The organism is Flavisolibacter ginsengiterrae DSM 18136, assembly GCF_059568575.1.
Map to the genome: position 1 here is coordinate 12,923 of NZ_JCANTR010000011.1, position 18,594 is coordinate 31,516.

At 42.6% G+C, this 18,594-nt stretch carries 20 protein-coding genes; 11 read left to right on the plus strand and 9 right to left on the minus strand.

Annotated features, from left to right (window positions below):
* The first annotated feature begins 49 nt into the window (after positions 1-49).
* Genes BP74_RS12435 through BP74_RS12445 form a run of 3 tightly spaced genes read left to right on the plus strand, consistent with a single transcriptional unit; the run spans position 50 to position 1,821 of the window.
* Positions 50-625 (plus strand): M23 family metallopeptidase, encoded by a 576-nt coding sequence (locus tag BP74_RS12435; protein ID WP_496374574.1) that lies wholly within the window; start codon positions 50-52, stop codon positions 623-625.
* 24 nt (positions 626-649) lie between these two features.
* Complete coding sequence (gene pnuC / locus BP74_RS12440; protein WP_496374576.1) at positions 650-1,297, plus strand: nicotinamide riboside transporter PnuC; 648 nt, start codon at positions 650-652, stop codon at positions 1,295-1,297.
* Positions 1,294-1,821, plus strand: a complete 528-nt coding sequence (locus BP74_RS12445) for an AAA family ATPase (RefSeq protein WP_496374578.1) — start codon at positions 1,294-1,296, stop codon at positions 1,819-1,821. The genes pnuC and BP74_RS12445 overlap by 4 nt, the downstream gene beginning before the upstream one ends.
* Before the next feature lie 40 nt (positions 1,822-1,861).
* Here BP74_RS12445 and mtgA read toward each other — a convergent pair whose 3' ends face one another.
* The 4 genes from mtgA to BP74_RS12465 form a co-directional block, all read right to left on the minus strand.
* Entirely contained in the window at positions 1,862-2,569 is a 708-nt protein-coding gene (mtgA, locus tag BP74_RS12450; RefSeq protein ID WP_496374580.1) for a monofunctional biosynthetic peptidoglycan transglycosylase, read from the minus strand.
* 9 nt (positions 2,570-2,578) lie between these two features.
* The gene (locus tag BP74_RS12455; RefSeq protein WP_496374582.1) at positions 2,579-3,190 is read right to left on the minus strand and encodes a LysE family translocator; all 612 of its coding nucleotides are present in this window, start codon (positions 3,188-3,190) and stop codon (positions 2,579-2,581) included.
* A gap of 78 nt (positions 3,191-3,268) precedes the next feature.
* On the minus strand, positions 3,269-4,807 hold the full coding sequence (locus tag BP74_RS12460) for a GH3 family acyl-acid amido synthetase (RefSeq protein WP_496374584.1): 1,539 nt from the start codon (positions 4,805-4,807) through the stop codon (positions 3,269-3,271).
* Between the two features lie 52 nt (positions 4,808-4,859).
* Positions 4,860-6,800 carry a glycosyltransferase family 2 protein gene (locus BP74_RS12465; RefSeq protein ID WP_496374586.1) on the minus strand — a complete coding sequence of 647 codons (1,941 nt, stop codon included), beginning with the start codon at positions 6,798-6,800 and terminating at the stop codon, positions 4,860-4,862.
* Between the two features lie 178 nt (positions 6,801-6,978).
* On the opposite strand from BP74_RS12465, the gene BP74_RS12470 reads away from it, so the two are divergent.
* The 3 genes from BP74_RS12470 to BP74_RS12480 are packed head-to-tail and all read left to right on the plus strand — an operon-like array spanning position 6,979 to position 10,320.
* Positions 6,979-7,764 carry an inositol monophosphatase family protein gene (locus BP74_RS12470; protein WP_496374588.1) on the plus strand — a complete coding sequence of 262 codons (786 nt, stop codon included), beginning with the start codon at positions 6,979-6,981 and terminating at the stop codon, positions 7,762-7,764.
* Positions 7,765-7,777: 13 nt separating this feature from the next.
* Positions 7,778-8,809, plus strand: coding sequence for a thiamine-phosphate kinase (gene thiL, locus BP74_RS12475; protein WP_496374590.1), 1,032 nt, complete (start codon positions 7,778-7,780; stop codon positions 8,807-8,809).
* Positions 8,810-8,823: 14 nt separating this feature from the next.
* A complete protein-coding gene (locus BP74_RS12480) occupies positions 8,824-10,320 on the plus strand; it encodes a S41 family peptidase (RefSeq protein WP_496374592.1) in 1,497 nt (498 codons plus the stop codon).
* A gap of 18 nt (positions 10,321-10,338) precedes the next feature.
* Here BP74_RS12480 and BP74_RS12485 read toward each other — a convergent pair whose 3' ends face one another.
* Positions 10,339-11,193 carry an amidohydrolase gene (locus BP74_RS12485; protein WP_496374594.1) on the minus strand — a complete coding sequence of 285 codons (855 nt, stop codon included), beginning with the start codon at positions 11,191-11,193 and terminating at the stop codon, positions 10,339-10,341.
* 17 nt (positions 11,194-11,210) lie between these two features.
* Here BP74_RS12485 and BP74_RS12490 point away from each other — a divergent pair, with 17 nt between their 5' ends.
* Positions 11,211-11,684: a GNAT family N-acetyltransferase gene (locus BP74_RS12490; RefSeq protein WP_496374596.1), complete on the plus strand. Its 474-nt coding sequence runs from the start codon at positions 11,211-11,213 to the stop codon at positions 11,682-11,684.
* Here BP74_RS12490 and BP74_RS12495 read toward each other — a convergent pair.
* From BP74_RS12495 to BP74_RS12510, 4 genes are read right to left on the minus strand one after another with little or no spacing between them, the layout of a single operon-like run.
* Entirely contained in the window at positions 11,681-11,884 is a 204-nt protein-coding gene (locus tag BP74_RS12495; RefSeq protein ID WP_496374598.1) for a hypothetical protein, read from the minus strand. The genes BP74_RS12490 and BP74_RS12495 overlap by 4 nt on opposite strands.
* A gap of 24 nt (positions 11,885-11,908) precedes the next feature.
* Positions 11,909-12,385 carry a regulatory protein RecX gene (locus BP74_RS12500; protein ID WP_496374600.1) on the minus strand — a complete coding sequence of 159 codons (477 nt, stop codon included), beginning with the start codon at positions 12,383-12,385 and terminating at the stop codon, positions 11,909-11,911.
* Between the two features lie 28 nt (positions 12,386-12,413).
* Positions 12,414-13,514, minus strand: a complete 1,101-nt coding sequence (locus BP74_RS12505) for a trypsin-like peptidase domain-containing protein (RefSeq protein ID WP_496374602.1) — start codon at positions 13,512-13,514, stop codon at positions 12,414-12,416.
* A 2-nt stretch (positions 13,515-13,516) separates the two neighbouring features.
* Entirely contained in the window at positions 13,517-14,839 is a 1,323-nt protein-coding gene (locus tag BP74_RS12510) for a type III secretion system chaperone family protein (protein WP_496374604.1), read from the minus strand.
* 360 nt (positions 14,840-15,199) lie between these two features.
* On the opposite strand from BP74_RS12510, the gene dnaN reads away from it, so the two are divergent.
* The 4 genes from dnaN (at position 15,200) to kdsB (ending at position 18,507) form a co-directional block, all read left to right on the plus strand.
* The gene (gene dnaN, locus BP74_RS12515; RefSeq protein WP_496374606.1) at positions 15,200-16,315 is read left to right on the plus strand and encodes a DNA polymerase III subunit beta; all 1,116 of its coding nucleotides are present in this window, start codon (positions 15,200-15,202) and stop codon (positions 16,313-16,315) included.
* A gap of 119 nt (positions 16,316-16,434) precedes the next feature.
* Positions 16,435-16,833 carry a putative signal transducing protein gene (locus BP74_RS12520; RefSeq protein ID WP_496374608.1) on the plus strand — a complete coding sequence of 133 codons (399 nt, stop codon included), beginning with the start codon at positions 16,435-16,437 and terminating at the stop codon, positions 16,831-16,833.
* A gap of 63 nt (positions 16,834-16,896) precedes the next feature.
* The gene (locus BP74_RS12525; protein ID WP_496374610.1) at positions 16,897-17,724 is read left to right on the plus strand and encodes a sterol desaturase family protein; all 828 of its coding nucleotides are present in this window, start codon (positions 16,897-16,899) and stop codon (positions 17,722-17,724) included.
* A 66-nt stretch (positions 17,725-17,790) separates the two neighbouring features.
* A complete protein-coding gene (kdsB, locus tag BP74_RS12530; RefSeq protein ID WP_496374612.1) occupies positions 17,791-18,507 on the plus strand; it encodes a 3-deoxy-manno-octulosonate cytidylyltransferase in 717 nt (238 codons plus the stop codon).
* Positions 18,508-18,594 lie beyond the last annotated feature (87 nt).

Genomic DNA, 18,594 nt, shown 5'->3' on the forward strand with positions numbered 1-18,594 from the left:
CTATACCAATATAAAGCGGCCTTATGGTCGCTTTTTTATTTTTGTGAAGATGAAGCCGTTGATCCTTTGGTTGATTTTTGCATGCATCATTTCTTCCTGTGGAAAGCAATTTCATTTTGCTACAATGGAACCCTATGCAAATGACAGCAGCTATGTGTACAGGCTGCCATATGAAAAAGGAAGGTCTCATTTGTTGGTACAAGGTTACAATTCATTGTTCTCACACCATGGCCGTCTTGCGCTTGATTTTAAAATGAAAAGAGGAACTGCTGTCATGGCCGCAAGAGATGGTGTGGTGGCAAGAGTGGTGCAGGATTTTATAACTGGCGGTATTGGGAAAAAGTATGCCGGCAAGTCGAATCTTATAGTCATCAGGCATGAAGATGGCAGCCAGGCTTACTATGGACATATTACCTATCATGGTGCTTTGGTGCATGTGGGTGATAGCATTCAGCAGGGCCAGGTGATTGGCTATAGTGGCAGCACAGGCTTTTCAGCCTTTCCTCATTTGCACTTTTCAGTTTGGCAAACCACTGGTTCCGCAAGAAAGCAGTTGCCTACACGTTTTTTAACTGGTAAAGGCCCGGTTTATTTAAAGCCGGGCAACTGGTACAAAGGCCGCTGATTTCAATTAGGTTTGCATCTTTCTATGCAAGATCTGGTACAACAATTCCTCACAGGGTTAAAAGCCACTACACCTATTGAATATATTGCTGTCGTCACAGGAATTCTAAGTGTTTGGTTCTCTAAAAAAGAAAACATCTGGGTGTACCCGGTAGGCCTGGTCAATACAATAATCTACATTTATCTCAGCTTCAAATACCATCTTATCGGGGAAGCCAGTGTCAATTTCTATTATACTGTGATGAGCATTTATGGGTGGATTGTTTGGGCAAGGAAAGACAAACAGGCGCACCCGCTGGTGCATATTACTTATTCGACATCAAAACAATGGATACACCAGTTATTATTCGGTGCTTTCTTTTATGTAGCTGTTTATTTTTCACTGGTATATTTAAAACAATTATTTGCCTCGGGAGCCATTCCCTGGGCTGATGCTTTTGCTTCCGCAACCGCGTACACAGGCATGTGGTTAATGGCAAGAAAGAAAGTGGAAAGCTGGTATTGGTGGATTGCTACCAACATAGCTTCTATTCCACTATACTTTGTAAAGGGCCTTGTTTTTACCAGTGTATACTATATTGTTTTGCTGGTGCTGGCAGTTCTGGGTTTAAAGGAATGGAAATTGAGGGCTGTTAAAGAACCATGGGATTTATCTTTAGGTACACATCCATGAGGAAGATCGTAATAATAGGTCCCGAGTCAACGGGGAAAAGCACACTTTGTCAACAGCTCGCCGAGTACTATGATACCGTGTGGTGTCCTGAATTTGCCAGGGAATATCTTTCGGATAAAGGAATGGATTATAATTATGAGGATTTGTTGAATATTGCCCGAGGACAACAGGAGCTGGAAGATTCATTGCTGCTGGAAGCAAGGAATGGTTTTTATTTTATTGACACGGATATGTACGTGATGAAGGTTTGGTGTGAAGTGGCTTTTGAAAACTGCCATACCTGGATTCTGAAACAGATAGCACAGCGCCGATATGATTTTTATTTATTGTGTTCAACAGACCTTCCCTGGGAACCTGACGGACTGAGAGAGTACCCTGACCCTGAGTTTCGTAAAAAGCTATTCGATATGTATAAGGATATCGTGATTAACAGCAATACCTTGTGGGCAGAAATAACAGGCACAGACACCCAACGTCTTCAAACCGCAGTTGCCTTGCTAAACTCTATTTATAAAAGAAAATAATTTTGTTTTCAGGAGAATGTACTTTGATACATTCTTTAAATTATTGACTGGCTGCAATGATCTTTTGAAGATCGGGATCATCTTCCAGGTTATTCATTTGTTGTAGTATCCACCCGGACTTATTTAGCACAAAATTGGAAGCAGGTTTTACAGAGTATTTTTTAGGATTGGGAAGACAGGCTGCTATCATGGCGGCTTCTCTGCGGGTTAATTTCTTTGCAGGCTTTTTAAAATAATACTGTGATGCCGCTTCTGCTCCAAAGATACCTTTACCCATTTCTATGACATTGAGGTAAACATCGAGAATTCTTTCCTTTCCCCAGATCCACTCTATCATTTTCGTGAAATAAATTTCCAGGCCTTTCCGTATCCAGTCGCGGCCCTGCCATAGAAATACATTCTTTGCCACCTGCTGGCTGATGGTGCTGGCACCCCTGATGCGATTAGGCTTCTTCTTATTGTATTTCATGGCCTTCTCGATACTTTTCCAGTCAAACCCACTATGATCAGGAAAGACCTGGTCTTCGGAGGATACTACGGCCAGTTTCATGTTGTAAGAGAGTTCATCATTGCTTACATAATCTCTTCTAAGCCCGTTACCCGTAAATAAACTTTGTAGTTGGGTCAGTGTTACAGGAGGGTTGATCCATTTCAGCGCAATGATGTAGACCAATTGAAGTATGAATAAAGCGAGCACAATTCTTTTGATCCAGGTCCAGGTGGTGGTTTTTCCCGATTTAGATTTCATAGCCACAGTTTACTGTAAAAAAATGATCACCACACCAAATCCAATCAGGATGATCCCATTGAGCTGGTTGATACGGTGAATATTTTTAGGCGTTAACCGTTTACGTAAATTATTGGCCAGAAGGACCTTTAATACATCGGCTGCCAGTGCCAAAAATAAGGCGGTTGAAAAGATGACAATGCGATGCTCTAAAGTATTTCCTATAAAAGTAGTAGATGTTGTTAACCAGAAAATAATGATACCGGGATTAAAAACATTCATGATAAAACCCATGGTAAATATCTTGAGGTAATCGCCTGTATTAAAGGTAAGTGACTGCGCTCCTTCTTCATTGACCTTTACCTTTTTGAAAAAAAGGTAATAGACACCGACAAGTATCAGGAAAATACTGGCAACTGTGGCCAGCACTTTCTTGTGTTCATTCAATGTGGTGAACAGGTTGGTGAACAAATTGGCCAGAATCACTAATATGATATCACTCAGGGAAATACCGGCAATAAAAGCAAGTCCTCCTTTCGTTCCGTTATTCAGGCTTTGCTTGATTACAGTAAATACAATAGGCCCGACGGATATAGCAAGCAATAACCCCAGCGTAATTCCTTTTAGTAAAGCATTGACCATAATTGATAAAAGAGGTGCTAAGTTAGAAGTAGATATGATTCGGCAGATTGAATAAAATGATTAAGCAAAAGGTAGCAACTATTTGTTCTCGTAATTCATGCTTAAGAACTCATTCCATTCCTGCCATATCTTACCTTTTAAAACCCTGGGGAATTTATGCTGGCTGCCCAATTTGCCCTTGGTTTCCATGAACCTGAGAAAGGCCTGTTCGGGAAGTTTTTCAATAAATACCTGCTTAAGGGCGCTGGTTCGTTCTACGGCATAATCATCATTTAACCGGCAGAGATGTTCATCGATCTTTTTGATCAGCAGATCCGCATCTACCTTATCGTCGCAGGCTATATACCATTTATGTGCAAAGAGGTTCTCATATGGAAACCCTGCCACTGTAAATTCAGGAATGGAAATATTGAATTCCTCACTTACCAATTCTATTGCCTTGTTCATATTTTCCACGCTCAGGTGTTCCCCAACTAGACTTAAGTAATGTTTGGTCCTTCCGGTGATGACCACTTCTTTTCTTTCTATGTCAACAAACCGCAGCGTATCGCCAATGAGGTATCGCCAGGCGCCCGAGTTGGTACTCATCAGCAATGCATAATCTTTGCCTTCTTCCACTTCATGTATCATGAAAGCTTCAGGGTCTTTCACCATATTGCCTTCACTGTCAAAATTCTTACTGTCGAAAGGCACAAACTCCATAAAAATATTGTTGTCCAGGACCAACTTCATTCCTTTTGCATTTTCACGGTCTTTATATCCAATAAAACCTTCGCTGGATAAATAGTTTTCAATATATACAATGGGTTTGCCCAGCAGCTTTTCAAATCCTTTTTTGTACGGCTCAAAGGCCACACCGCCATGTACAAAAAATCCCAGGTTAGGCCAAATGTCATGAATCGTTTTGACCTTGTAATGTTCAACGATCATTTCCATACACATCTGGCACCAGGCTGGAACACCCACTATGTAACCAATATCCCAGTCAGGGGCTTTTTCTACTATTTCATTCAGCTTTTCATTCCAGTCCCTGATCTTGGCTATCCTGCCTCCCGGCTTGTAAAATGTCTGGAACCAGAAAGGCCTGTTCTTCGCCAATATTCCACTCAGGTCGCCTGCATACCATCCTGCCTTTCCTTTCTGCAGATCTGTAGCACCGCCGAGCATCAGGAAACCTTTAGTAACAGCATTGCGGGGCAAATGCTCATAATTAAATACAGAAATAAGCTGGCGGATATAATTAATGCGATTGCTGCGCAACATTTCTTTGGTCACAGGGATATACTTGCTGGCAGATTCAGAGGTGCCGGAACTCAGTGCATAATATTTGATCTTTCCTGGCCAGGTGACATCGGGTACGCCTTCCAGTGTTTTCTTCCACCACTCTTCATAGATCTTATTATAATCATGAACTGGCACCCGTTGTTGAAATTCCTTCCCTATGTGTTTACTCAGTAAGATCTCGTCAAAATGGTATGTCTGGCCAAACTCTGTAAGCGTCGCTTTCTTCAAAAGTTTTTTCAATACTCTTAATTGCTGTCTCCTGGGATCGTTTTCAGGGATGCGCAAGGCCGCGGCTATTGCTTTAGGAAGTTTAATATCAATGATCCTTGCCATTCTTTACAACCGTTAGTGTTATCAATAAAGGTACCAATTGTGCCCGGCGAATCTAAGCATCCAAATATACATAGCTGCTAAAAATAGTTCTCAGGTCCTGCAAAGGTTCATAATCCCGTGCATACCATTCATCCACCATTTTCAGGCTTTCTATGGGAAGCTTCTGCCTTTTTGGTGGGAATCCGTTTGAACCCACAATGCTTTTTCTCAACATGGGCAGTTGAGCTTCATGAATGATATATCCCACCCAGGTCTTTTTACCGGCAAGGACCTGGAAGCAGTTCTTAAAAAAGGATGCCGGCCGCTTTAAAATAAAAATAGGTAGGGGGAAAAGAATCAAAAAAATAAATGAAACGCTGACATCTATCAATCGTTTGCTGCGTCTTTTACCCGCATCTGATAAATTATACTCTTTTTCCGATGCAATAGTTGCACCTGCAGTATGGCCGGCTTCGCTGCCTACAATACTGCCGCTGCATGAGGCATGAAAGCGTATCCTGAGACCTTCCGGTATAAGGGGAAGCAGGTTGATGATATTCTTATAGCTGATGCTTCCTGTACAAAAAATAATCTCTTCGGCTTTCAGGGCACGGGAAGCATTGGCAATATCTCTTAATCCCGAAACAGCATCACCAGGGTCGCCGTTTATAGCTACCCGGCCAATGATCTTGTCGGCCATGTTCTTTTGATGCAAAAAATTCCTGACCTCACCGAACTCCTTATCTGAACCTGCTACCAGTATGTAGGGTTTTGTGATCATTCCAGGAGCAGCTCTCAGCATATCCGCTTTTAACAAGAACCACCGGAATGCATTCAATAGAATAAAAGATATAAGGGATCCGAAAAGCACTATGCCTCTTGAAAAACGTAGGTCTTCTGGCAACAAAGCATATAACGCCAACAGTACAAGGGTTGCAGTAAAGTTGGACCTTGCCAGGTTATTGAATTTATAATACCTGTCATACAAACCCGCATAATAGGCCACTATTAAATACACGATCATAAAAACAGGAAAAGAGATCAACAACAATCCCTGGGGGTAAACAGTATCTGTTTTTATATAATTCACCCATACTTCCTTGGTCAGCCAGAAAGAAAGCAGGATCAGCAAGGCATCAATAACAGGCAGGCCTATCCATTTTATAAATTTGGCAATAGCAGTAATGGAGGCGCGGGCCCAGATGGCTAACTGTATACTGATATTAAAAATGCCGGCACTGGCACCGCCATAATGCTTATGAACAAAAAGGCTCATGGCTTTGTAAAACATCCTGACATAGTTCAGGCTTCCCCGTCGTGTGCTTTCACCCTTGAAATGTATGATACTGGTTTCCGCCACATAATAATTCCTGTAGCCGGCTTTTTGAATCCTGTAACTTAAATCAACATCCTCACCATACATAAAGAACATCTCGTCAAAACCTCCGGTTTCATCCAGGACTTCTTTTCTTATCATCATAAAGGCGCCCGCCAGCACATCCACCTCGTGGTTGTTAGCATCGTCCAAATGACCGAGGTGATATTTGCTGAATGTTCTTGACCTGGGGAAGAATCTTGAAAGGCCGATCAATTTGTATAAGGAGGTAACCGGGGAAGGAAAAGACCTTTTGGATTCTTTTAAAAACCGGCCAGAACCGTCTACCATTTTGACACCGAGGGCTCCGCAATCATCATGGCGGTCAAAGAAAGAAAAACAAACAGGAAAGCAATCTTCTGGCACCAGCGTATCTGGGTTTAAGAACAAAATATATTTCCCGGTGGCCAGTTGCAAACCCGCATTACATGCTTTTGCAAAGCCAATATTGCTTTCTTTTTTTATAAAGCGTACATCAGGAAATTTGGGACGCAGGTATTCAATGCTTCCATCAGAGGAACGGTTATCTATTACAATGACCTCCGCCTCAATTCCCTTGCACGCCCTGCGCAATGAAAAAAGACATTGCTCCAGGAAGTACTTAACATTATAATTAACTATGATGATGGATAAGTTCAATAGCTCCAGGTATCTAAACGGACAAACCTACAAGAATATCATTCAAACTACAAGAAGATTGTCTGTTTAACGGGTCAAAGCAAACGCATTGATGCACCCGGGTCATCACCTGGTTATATCCCCTTCCAATTAGCGCCCGCGGCAGGAAGGATACCAAAACTATCAGCTATTTTTGCGGATGCTCAAAAACACCCTTCTCCAGGCAGTGCAGGCTGCGGCCAGTGAAATACTGCGGTTTAATGACCTGGATATCAAGATCTCCAATAAAGAAGGGATCAACAACCTGGTAACAGAGGTGGACCATGCTTCTGAAAAAGCAATAATCGACGTTATCAAACAAAATTTCCCGGAACATCATATACTTAGTGAAGAGTGCGGCGACCTGGTGCAGGATTCCGAATACAAATGGATCATTGATCCTATTGACGGTACAGTGAATTTTGCCCACCGCATCCCCATTTGCTGCATATCCATTGGTATAGAGCATCAAAAAAAGATGGTGCTGGCGGCTATTTACAACCCCTTCATCAATGAATTCTTTATCGCGGAAAGGGGTAAAGGCGCTACACTTAATGACAAACCAATCAGCGTAAGTAAAAAGGAGAATGTTGTCAATGCCTGCATGGTCACAGGATTTCCATATACCTACCTGGATGAACCTAATGGTCCACTGCAGGTGTTTGAGCGTTTCATAAGAAGAGGGGTGCCTGTACGCAGGTTGGGTTCAGCCGCCATTGACCTGGCCTGGGTGGCCTGTGGCCGGTTTGACGGTTTCTATGAGCATAAATTACAAGCCTGGGACAGCGCCGCCGGCTTTTTACTGGTAGAGGAAGCCGGTGGAAAAGTTACAGACCTTCATGGAGGTCCCTATTCACCTTACCAGCCGGGTATCATTGCAAGCAATGGCATTATTCACGAAGAACTGGTAGAGTGGGTTAAGGGCAACGTTCCATCAAAATCATAATTATCTTACAGCTATGAGTGAAAACAGGACAGAAGTTTCTACACTTGGAGAATTTGGTCTAATTGACCATTTGACTAAAAATATAGAGATCCAGAATGCATCCACTATTATAGGTGTAGGTGATGATGCAGCAGTGATTGATCATTTTGGGAAACAAACAGTTGTTACCAACGATCTTTTATTGGAAGGGGTGCATTTCGACCTTGCTTATACTCCCCTGAAGCACCTGGGGTATAAAACAATAGTAGTAAATGTGAGTGATATCTGTGCCATGAATGCCACGCCAACCCACGTGATCCTGGGGCTGGGCTTCAGTAACCGGTTCAGCCTTGAGGCATTGGAAGAATTTTATGAAGGCGTGTATGCCGCCTGCGAAAAATATGGCGTTGACCTTATTGGCGGGGATACCACTTCTTCTCAAAAAGGTTTTATTATTTCCTGTACAGCCATAGGCGAAGTGGCACCCGACAAATATGTAAAACGAAGTGGTGCTCAAAAAGGTGACCTTCTTTGCGTTACGGGGGATCTTGGTGGAGCCTTCCTGGGCCTGACGTTGCTGGAAAGGGAAAAGAAGATCTTTATGGAAAGCCCGGGCGTTCAGCCTGACCTGGAAGGCGAGAAATATATTGTTGGAAGGATATTGAAGCCCGAAGCCAGGAAAGATATCATAGAGTTCTTTGCCAATAATGATATCACGCCTACCTCCATGATAGATGTGAGCGATGGCCTGAGTTCGGAGATATTACATATCTGTAAGAATAGCCAGGTAGGTTGCGTTTTATATGAAGAGAAAATACCTATTGCTGAAGATGCCAGGATGGCTGCCTTCAAATTCAACCTTGACCCAACGGCTTGTGCATTGAGTGGAGGCGAGGATTATGAATTGCTTTTTACCATGAAGCAAGATGATTACGAAAAGATCACTCTTTCAGAACAAATAAGTGTCATAGGCTATATTACCGACCAGGAAGCCGGTGCGCATATCATCACCAAAGGAGGGGGGAAGCATCCCATAACAGCCCAGGGCTGGAATGCTTTGAAATGAGAATGATGGCTGCCATGAAAAAGGGTTACCCGCTTTATTTAATACTATTGTTTGCCTGCAGCTGCGCTGTGAGCAAAAACTATGACCCTGCTAAAAAGTATAGCCCAGGGCAGCTGAAGGAAGACTATACCTTATTTCGGAATATCCTGGAAGAGTCTCATCCCAGCCTTTATTGGTACACCAGCAAGGACAGTATTGATTACTATTTTGACCAGGGAGCCAGCCAGCTTAATGATTCACTGCCGGAGTATAAGTTCCGGAACATATTGAGCTATGTAGTATCAAAGTTCAGGTGCGGGCATACCAGTGTTAGATCCTCAAAAGCTGCCAGCCGTTATTCTGACAGGGCAAGAAGTTTTTCCTTACCCCTGAGCGTAAAGGCATGGCCGGATACTGTAATGGTTACTTCAAACCTTAACCGGAAAGACAGTAATGTCACACGTGGGGTTGTTCTGAAATCTATAGAAGGTCACCCGATTCAATCAGTAGTGGATACCTTTTTCAATTATCTCTCCGGGGATGGTTATAACCTGACACATAAGTACCAGACCATTAGCAATGGTGGCATGTTTCGCAATATGTATGGCTCCATTTTCGGATTGCGCAGAAAAATGAACGTGGAATATATCGACACGCTTGGTAATCTAAAGGCGGCACAGATAGATGTATATAACCCAACGATAGATACACCAACGCGCAGAACGACTGTAAAAAAACCTTCCGCCAGGGAAAGAAGAAAGATGGCATTTACGGCCCAGCGTAGCATGAATATAGATACCGCAAGAAACCTTGCCGTAATGGAAGTGAACGGGTTTTCAAAAAGCTTCAGGCTGCGCACATTCTTTAAGAAGTCTTTTAAAAAGCTGAGGAAAGAAAATATACACAACCTGGTTATTGATCTGCGTGGCAACGGAGGTGGCAGTGTAGTGCTTTCTAATCTGCTTACCCGCTACATAGCCAATGCGCCTTTTAAAATAGCAGATTCGATCTATGCTGTAAAGAGAAACAGTAAATACCGCCGGTATATTGAAAGTTATTTACAAAGTCGTTTGTTCCTGCTTTTTATGGCCCACAAAAGAGAAGATGGTAATTACCATTTTAAATATTATGAGAAGAAATACTTCTCACCCAAAAAGAAGAACCATTTTAACGGTGACGTATATGTGCTGACGGGCGGCAATACATTTTCAGCTGCATCTCTTTTCGCAAAAACCGTTAAACCGCAGGATAATGTAACAATCGTTGGTGAAGAAACCGGGGGCGGAGCTTATGGCAACACCGCCTGGTTAATTCCGGATGTGGTTCTTCCCAATACCAAGGTGCGATTCAGGTTGCCCTTATTCAGACTGATCATTGACAAGAATGAATCAAAGGGAAGAGGAGTGCTTCCGGAAGTAGAAGCATTGCCGACAGTGCAGGCCATTATGCGTAATACTGATTTTAAAATGCAAAAAGTGCAACAGCTTATATTAGAGAAAAAGCAGGACAGCGCCATCCACCAGGGCCAGTAAATTGTTTGCTTTTGGCGCTCATAGCAATATATCAAAGTTATCGGCATCCCTCCAGAAAGGAAATCGATTTCTTATAGTTTCCAGGTGCTCCTTATCCAGTGTCAGCGTAGCCACATCTTCTTCGTGTGCTTTTTGATAAATGATCTCACCCAGGGGATCTATGACCATACTATCGCCGCTGTAATAAATATCATTGCCGTCTTTACCCACCCGGTTAACGCCAATTACATAGCACTGGTTTTCTATGGCCCGGGCCTGCAACAGGCTTTTCCATGCCGTGTTCCTTCTTTCAGGCCAGTTGGCTACATAGATCAATACATCATATTCAAAGTTCCCATTTTCGTCAAACTGTTGTCGCGCCCATACAGGGAAACGAAGGTCATAGCATACCAACAAATTAATCTTCCAGCCATTTACCGAAGCAACCAGTCGCTTTGAGCCGCTGGTATAATGTTTATCTTCTTCAGCGAAGGCGAACAAGTGCCGCTTATCATAGATACCATACTGCCCGTTGGGTAACATCCACACCAGCCGGTTATAAAAATTTCCTTCCTGTTCTGCTATCATACTACCCGTAATGATCACCTTGTTTTTCCTTGCATTTTCCTTCATCCAGGCAATGGTAGCACCCTCCATGTTTTCAGCCAAAAGCTCAGGGCTCATGCTAAAGCCCGTACTGAACATCTCCGGCAATATCACCAGGTGCGTGCCTTCTTTAACGCTTGATATTTTATCTGCCAGCATAGACAAGTTTAAGGCCTTATCTTCCCAATGCAATGTGGTTTGAACCAGGCTTACCTTAAGGTTTGACATACTGCAAAAAAAAGCATAATTCCCAAGCGTAGCTATTTTATCAATTAGTTTAACTTTCATAATCCATGTGTTGATATATGAAAAAGGAACAGGTAGCATACAGGGAAGCTATACCCCCGGATATTACACAAATACAAATTGTTCGTCATAGTGTAAAGGAGAATGTATTATCCAACCCAGCACTTGTAACCGATGATGATTGTTTAGAATATATTACTGTGAGAGGCAAAGGTTGGGTCTGTGAGATCAATGATCAAATAGTAGCCTTTGCCATTGCCGACCTGGTTGATCACAATATCTGGGCTTTATTTGTTCACCCTGACCATGCCGGTAAAGGCATTGGCAAATACCTCCATAGTATTATGCTCGACTGGTATTTTACGCAAACCAGCCATAAAGCCTGGTTAAGTACCGCTCCCGGCACGAAAGCAGAAATTTTCTACAGGATGAATGGATGGAAAGATGTGGGTATGTCCAAAAGCGGTGAAGTAAAATTTGAAATGGAAATAGAGACCTGGAAAAATCAAATAACCCTTGATACAACGCTTTAATTTCTCCGGGCCCTGGTTCTTGCCCTTCTGAATAAAAAGTAGATGGCGATCAATAGAGCCAGTGAAGCCAGTGCAATAAGAATAACATCTTTGTTGGTATAGCTTGTTGCTTTATTAGGCTCAATGATCCTTGTGCTGTCAAGCTGGCAATACACAACGGTTGACAATAAAAGAAAACAGGGAAGCAAGCCTTTTCTCATTAGTAGAAATTTAGCCTAAGATAATTATTCTTTGGTTGCTATATTTTTCAGGGCTGACATTACCAGTTCTGATTCGTAACCTTTCTGTATCATGTAGTCTATGGTCTTTTTCTTTCGTACCATAAATTGCTCAGCCTTTAACGATTCATATTTCTTTTCAGCCAGTTCACGTAAAATGGCCAGGTAAGCTTCTTCATCTATCTGGGCCAATGCTTTCTTGATACTGTACTCACTCACCCGCTTTTCCTTGAGTGCGTAATAGATCTTCTTACGACCCCAGTCTTTCATCCTGAACTTGCCGCCAACATATTGCATGGCGAATCGCTCTTCATTCAGATAATCTTCTTCTATAAGCGTGGAGATGATCTCATCATGTTCTGCTTTTCTTACGCCCAGCTCATATAGCTTTTGCTGCACTTCATAGTGGCTGCGTTCCTGGTAGGCGCAATACTGCCGTAACTTTTGTAAGGCCTGTTCTTTAGTGAGGATCTTTCTCTGCACGGTGGTTGTATTTAGGGTGGGACAGTAATTATTCTTCCAAAAGTTCCAGGCAACCAAATTCTTTTTCCAGTAGCTGGTCATAATAATCTGCTTTCTGAAAAAGATCACGGAACATTTCCACGCCGGCCTCTTTCGTCATGTCCATATCATACATGATGCAGGACAAGACAATATTCTGTTTCACACAGCTCAAAACAAGGCTGTCCATTTTATAGTTTTCCTGCAACAGGAACTGGTATAGAGGCTTTATTTGGGAAGTATCTGTGGGCAGTTGGCAGAGATAGGCATCGCCAGCTACGAAATAGTTATCGGGATTATAATTAATCTTGATCTTGGCAGTCCCTTCTTTCACGCTCCAGTTATTATTGCCATCCCTTGCCAGCTTCACATCCTGTCCCAATTCACGCAATATTTCTTCTACTGTCTTGGCTACCCCTACAGGTTTTGCTTCCCGTTCGGGAGGTTGTGGCAGCTTCACCTCGGTGCCACAGTAAGGACAGTATTTGGAGGCTTCGATATTACTGGCCAATACCAGGTGGTTACAACTATGACACCGGGTAGATGGCTCGCCCTTGTGAGGCACATATAACTCGAGGGCCTCACGGATATAGCTAACCGGTAAGGCAAATCCCAGGTTGTCTCCACCCCGAATGATGAAAGAATTGATACCTATGATATGTCCTTCTTTATTCACCAGGGGCCCACCACTATTGCCAGGATTAATAGCTGCATCTATCTGGATGTATTTCACACCATCCCTGATGCGGTCAACCTTTGAGATCACACCCTGTGTGGCAGTATAGTTCAGGCCGAAGGGGTGACCAATAGCCACCACCACATCGCCATCCTTGGTTTCGTCATAATTGCCCAGTTTAACTTCCGGTATCTGCACTTCCAGTGGTGGTTGCAGAAAAGCCAGGTCGTGCTTGCGATCCGTATACCATACCCTTGCCAGCCTTTTTTCAAAAAGCCTTCCCTGTATGGTCACTTCAGCATTCTTGCCAACGACATGGTCATTGGTCACGATCAGGTCAAATTCCTTTAAATAAAAGCCTGTTCCCGTACTGTTTTGCGTAGCGATCTGAATGATAGCAGGGCGGAATAGTTCTATGATCTGCTGGGTGTTCATTCTTATTTGGTTTCTAGATTCAGGTATTCTATCTCGGTGGTAAAAGATTGGTTGAAGGCCACCTCGTTGTCAAACTTCAACTTGTCCGTTTTGAACTTTAATTCAGGATACTTCTCTCTCCACCTTGCTTCTGTTTCTTCGATTCTCTGGAAGATCAGTTCACGGTTATACTCCCCGGTTTCTTTCTTGTAGTATTCTTCTTTAAATCCAATATCCCTGAAAAAATCATTGTAATTGATCATCATGAATAAATGAAAATATTCCGTGATGGGGCGGGGAAGACTATAGGAATACTGGCAATAGGAAAGCCCATATTCACTGATCTGGGCAGCAATGCCAGGTAATTTATTATCCTTATACCAGGCTACATTCTGGTTGGCATTGTATATGGCATCTGCAATGGTCTTATAATTTTGAGGCGTCACAATGGAAAACGTGTACTTTGATCGGAACAGGTAAGGAAAAAAGTCTTCTTTTTGTTTTTCCAGCAGCTTCTGATAGCCGTCTATCATTTCCTGGTTCTTTTCCGTTACAGGCCTGTCATCCTTTCTAAAATAGATCTCCACGATCTTTTCCAATGCCAGCAATAGCTTGCCTTCGGGCATTACCAAATAATCGATGCGGTAGGCTAGCGCCAACAACAAATAAGCTATGCCCCCTGAATATTTATCCTGGTCCACACCATTGATCAGGGCCAGTGTGTCCTCGATCCATTTTTTAAAGTATTGGTATTTGACTGCCTTTTCCTCTTCCGGAATGGGTTGCAGGTGCTCTGTATCTATAGCTTTTAAAGAAGTAAAATCCTGAACCAGCAGGTCATCCTGTTTGTCCGTTTTGGTGGCCAGTTCCTTCAGGCCATAATATAGTTTACTGGGATTGGCTGTCTGGATATCACTGTCAAAAAGCATGGAAATATTATCACCATTGATAGCATACCGGCTATAATACAAGGTGAAATTCATTTCCAGCAGACGACGCATGACAGGTACGCTTGGTTGCGGCATGGTGGCCAGCAAACCCTCTGCTTCAAATAACTTGTCATCATAATGACCCCTGATGATCTTTGACCCCTGGTAAAATTCAAAGGTCCCCTTATTTCCAGCCTGTGTATGACTCACGTTGCCCAGCTCATCATCAGACAGGTATTCAAAAAACGCAGCGATGCTTTCATAGTATTTCTTTTCCTTGAACAGGTTATCCGCTGCATTCCATTTTTCTACCTTGGCTACAGATTTATTGTTGTCCGAATAACGTCCAAAAATTATTTGGGGCTGCACTTCTTCTTCAGGCTTTTTCTTTGACCAGCTAAATATCTTATCCAGCATACTTTATAGTCTCTTAGATTTAGCAAATATCCTAACAGAAAACTTTCTAAATCGGTCTCAACATTATTCTAAACAAAACAAGCAATTTACTCTATTCAAAACATGGGCCGCGAAAGCTGTATAAATCATTAAATACTACCGATTTATTGAAAATAATATATCCATATCCGGATTCCATACAAAGTATAACAATAAAACACTACTCCAGGTTTACTCATTGCCTCCCGCGAGGTGAATCTATTGTATGTGTTAATGGTTATACCATAGGCCTTTAGCTTCCTCCGCCCAACTTATCAACGGAACTATTTTGTCCACTAAAAATGATTAGTTTCGCCACACTTATTTCAAACAATCCAGAACATGAAGTTTATTGTTTCTTCTTCCCAACTGCTTAAACAGCTGCAGCATATCAACGGAGTTATCAATGCCAATACTGTATTACCCATTCTTGAGGACTTTTTATTTGAAGTAGATAAGAATAAGCTTACCGTGGTAGCCACTGACCTGGAGACCGTCATGCGGATTCAGATGGATATTGAAGCCAAAGAAACAGGAAAGGTTTGTATCCCTGCCAGGATCCTGATGGATTCCCTGAAGAACATCCCCGACCAGCCACTAACCTTTAATATTGATAAGAATTTTGGGGTGGAGATCACCAGTGATAACGGTAAATACAAGGTTATGGGTGAAAATCCTGATAACTTCCCCAAAGAACCTACCGCGGATGATACCACATCCTTTACCATGACAGCTACTGCCCTGGTCACTGCTATCAATAAAACATTGTTTGCTGTAAGTAATGATGACCTCAGGCCAGCCATGACAGGAGTCTTTTTTGAATTAAATAAGGATTATTTACAGTGTGTGGCTACAGATGCCCATCGCCTGGTACGGTATAAAAGAACAGATGTAAGTTGTCCTAAAGCGGAATCTTTCATTGTTCCCCGCAAGCCTTTAAACCTTTTAAAATCTGCACTTCCTGATAATGAAGATGAGATCACGTTAAGTTATAATTCCAATCATCTTTTTGTAAAGCACGGCACTACCCAAATGAGCTGTAGGCTCATAGATGCCAGGTTCCCTGATTATAAAGTGGTGATCCCTTCCGACAACCCTTATAAAATGGTTGTTACTAAAAATGATTTTCAAAGTGCGTTGCGCAGGGTGAGCGTATTCAGTAATAAAAGCACCAACCAGGTGGCGCTGAATATCAGCGGCAGTGAACTGCAGTTAGCTGCACAGGACGTTGACTTCAGCTTTGAAGGCAATGAGAGGATGAAATGCCAATATGATGGAGAAGATATTACCATTGCATTCAATGCCCGCTTCCTGATAGAAATGCTGAATGCAGCAGATAGTGAGGAAGTAAGACTGGAGCTATCTACTCCTACCAAAGCTGGGATTATTAAGCCAACTGAAATGGATGACAGTGAAGATGTATTAATGCTGGTAATGCCATTAATGTTGAATCAATAAGACAGGACCCGGTCCAATGTTATAATTAAGAGTATTTTTACTAATTGTTTGCCGGGCCCACAAGCCCGGCAATTTATTTGCTACTACTTACAAACCCTCCGGCCGTGTAAATCAGAGGTATGGATTATGTAGAACTTCGCTCATTTGACAATTATATCGAAGCCCGCATAGTACTGAACATGCTTCAGCACAAGGATATCAATTGCCATCTTAAAGATGAACACATTTTAACTGTTGACCCTCTTTTAACCCCTGCACTGGGCGGTATCAAATTAATGGTTTACCATAGCCAGGCGGAAAGAGCCTGGGACATGATGGAGCAGGCCGAACTCGATTACCTGAAAACCATCCCCTGCCCGGTATGCAAATCACATAAACTTAAAGTAGTAAGCATAACCCGGCAACATACATGCAGGCTTTCGGCCATCATCAGCATGATATTGAACGGGCATTCCATGGAAGTTAAAAAAGTCTATCAGTGCGAAGACTGCGGCTATGATTTTAAAGAATTACCTTAATAGGTGACTCACCTACCTTCATTATTCCGAATGAAAGCTGCCGGTTCTTATTAACTTTAAGCTATGTGGCAAAACATACTTGACTACTTCCAGGAGCTCGAAAAACACCCTGCCCAAAGAATGTTTTTTTTAGTAGGAGGTATGATGCTTTTATGGCTACTGGAAGGTGCCATTCCTTTCCTGTCGCTTCAATATAAAAAAACAAAGTGGCGCCATGCTTCTGTGAACCTCACCTTCACTATTGTTCACCTGGTAATACATACAGCCTTTGCATTCATCATCGTTCTTCTTTCCGACATAAGTAAGGCCAACGGCCTTGGGCTGGTTTACTGGCTTCAGGCTTCCACCTTATGGACCATCATCATTTGCTTTTTGGTCCTCGATTTTTTTGGCGGCTGGCTGGTACACTGGGTACAACATAAAGTATATCCCCTATGGAAGTTTCACGTAGTACACCATTCCGATAATAATGTAGATGTAACAACCGGGCTTCGACATCATCCTATTGAAAGCGTACTCAGGGGACTTTTTTTCCTGGTGGCCATTGCTATTACTGGTGCCCCGATGTATGCCGTGATGATCTACCAGACAGTGTTGGTCTTATCCACCCAATTCACACATGCCAATATTCACCTGCCCCGGTGGCTGGATCAACCATTGAGTTTCCTCATCGTCTCTCCTGCCATGCACAAGGTGCACCATCACTGGCAACAACCTTACACTGATAGTAATTATGGCGCTGTATTTTCTGTCTGGGACCGCCTGTTGGGCACCTATAAAAAACTGGATGCCTCGGAAATTCGCTATGGCCTTGATGCTTATTATGCCAATGAACAGGATGAAAACCTTGGCATGTTGCTTCGAAAGCCTTTCCAGGAAATGCACCGTTGATCTTATTGTTTTTTGATTCTCACAGACTCGCCTAAATTGCAGCGTTCTTACACCAACATAGCAGACATGAAAATAATTGCAATGATCCCGGCACGTTATGGGGCCACCCGGTTCAATGGTAAACTGATGGCTATATTAAAAGGCAAGTCTGTGATCAGGCATACCTATGATGCTACGATGGCAACGGGATTGTTTGATGAAGTTGTTGTAGTAACTGATAGCGATATTATTTACAACGAGATAACGGGTAATGGTGGTAAGGCCTTGATGAGTCAAAAAGAACATGAAAGTGGAAGTGACCGCATTGCCGAAGCCGCAGCATCATTGGAGGTTGATGTCATTGTCAATGTGCAGGGAGATACACCTTTTGTGAAAAAAGAACACCTTGAAAAACTACTACAACAATTCCTGGATCCTTCTGTGCAGGTAGGCTCCCTGATGCAGATACTGGAAGATGAAAACCTTATTGCTGATCCCAACTATGTAAAGGTTTGTATTGATAAGAACAGCAACGCACTTTTCTTTAGCCGCAGCATTATTCCTTATCCGCGAAATAAGAATATTCCTATTGTTTATTACGAGCATATAGGCGTATATGCTTTTCGCAAGCAAGCCTTGCTGGACTTTACTTCATGGCCTGTTTCGCCATTGGAAGATGCCGAAAAGATCGAATGCCTGCGCTACCTTGAGAACGGCATACCTATCAGGATGGTAGAAACAGGTTTTATGGGTGTGGAAATTGACACTCCGGAGGACCTGGAAAGAGCAGCGCAGCTATTGTAATTTATTAGACCAACACTTGCTATCGGGGAAATTTGCTTTTGCCAGGCATTACCTCGATATTTTATGTATTCAAGATCTTAAATATCA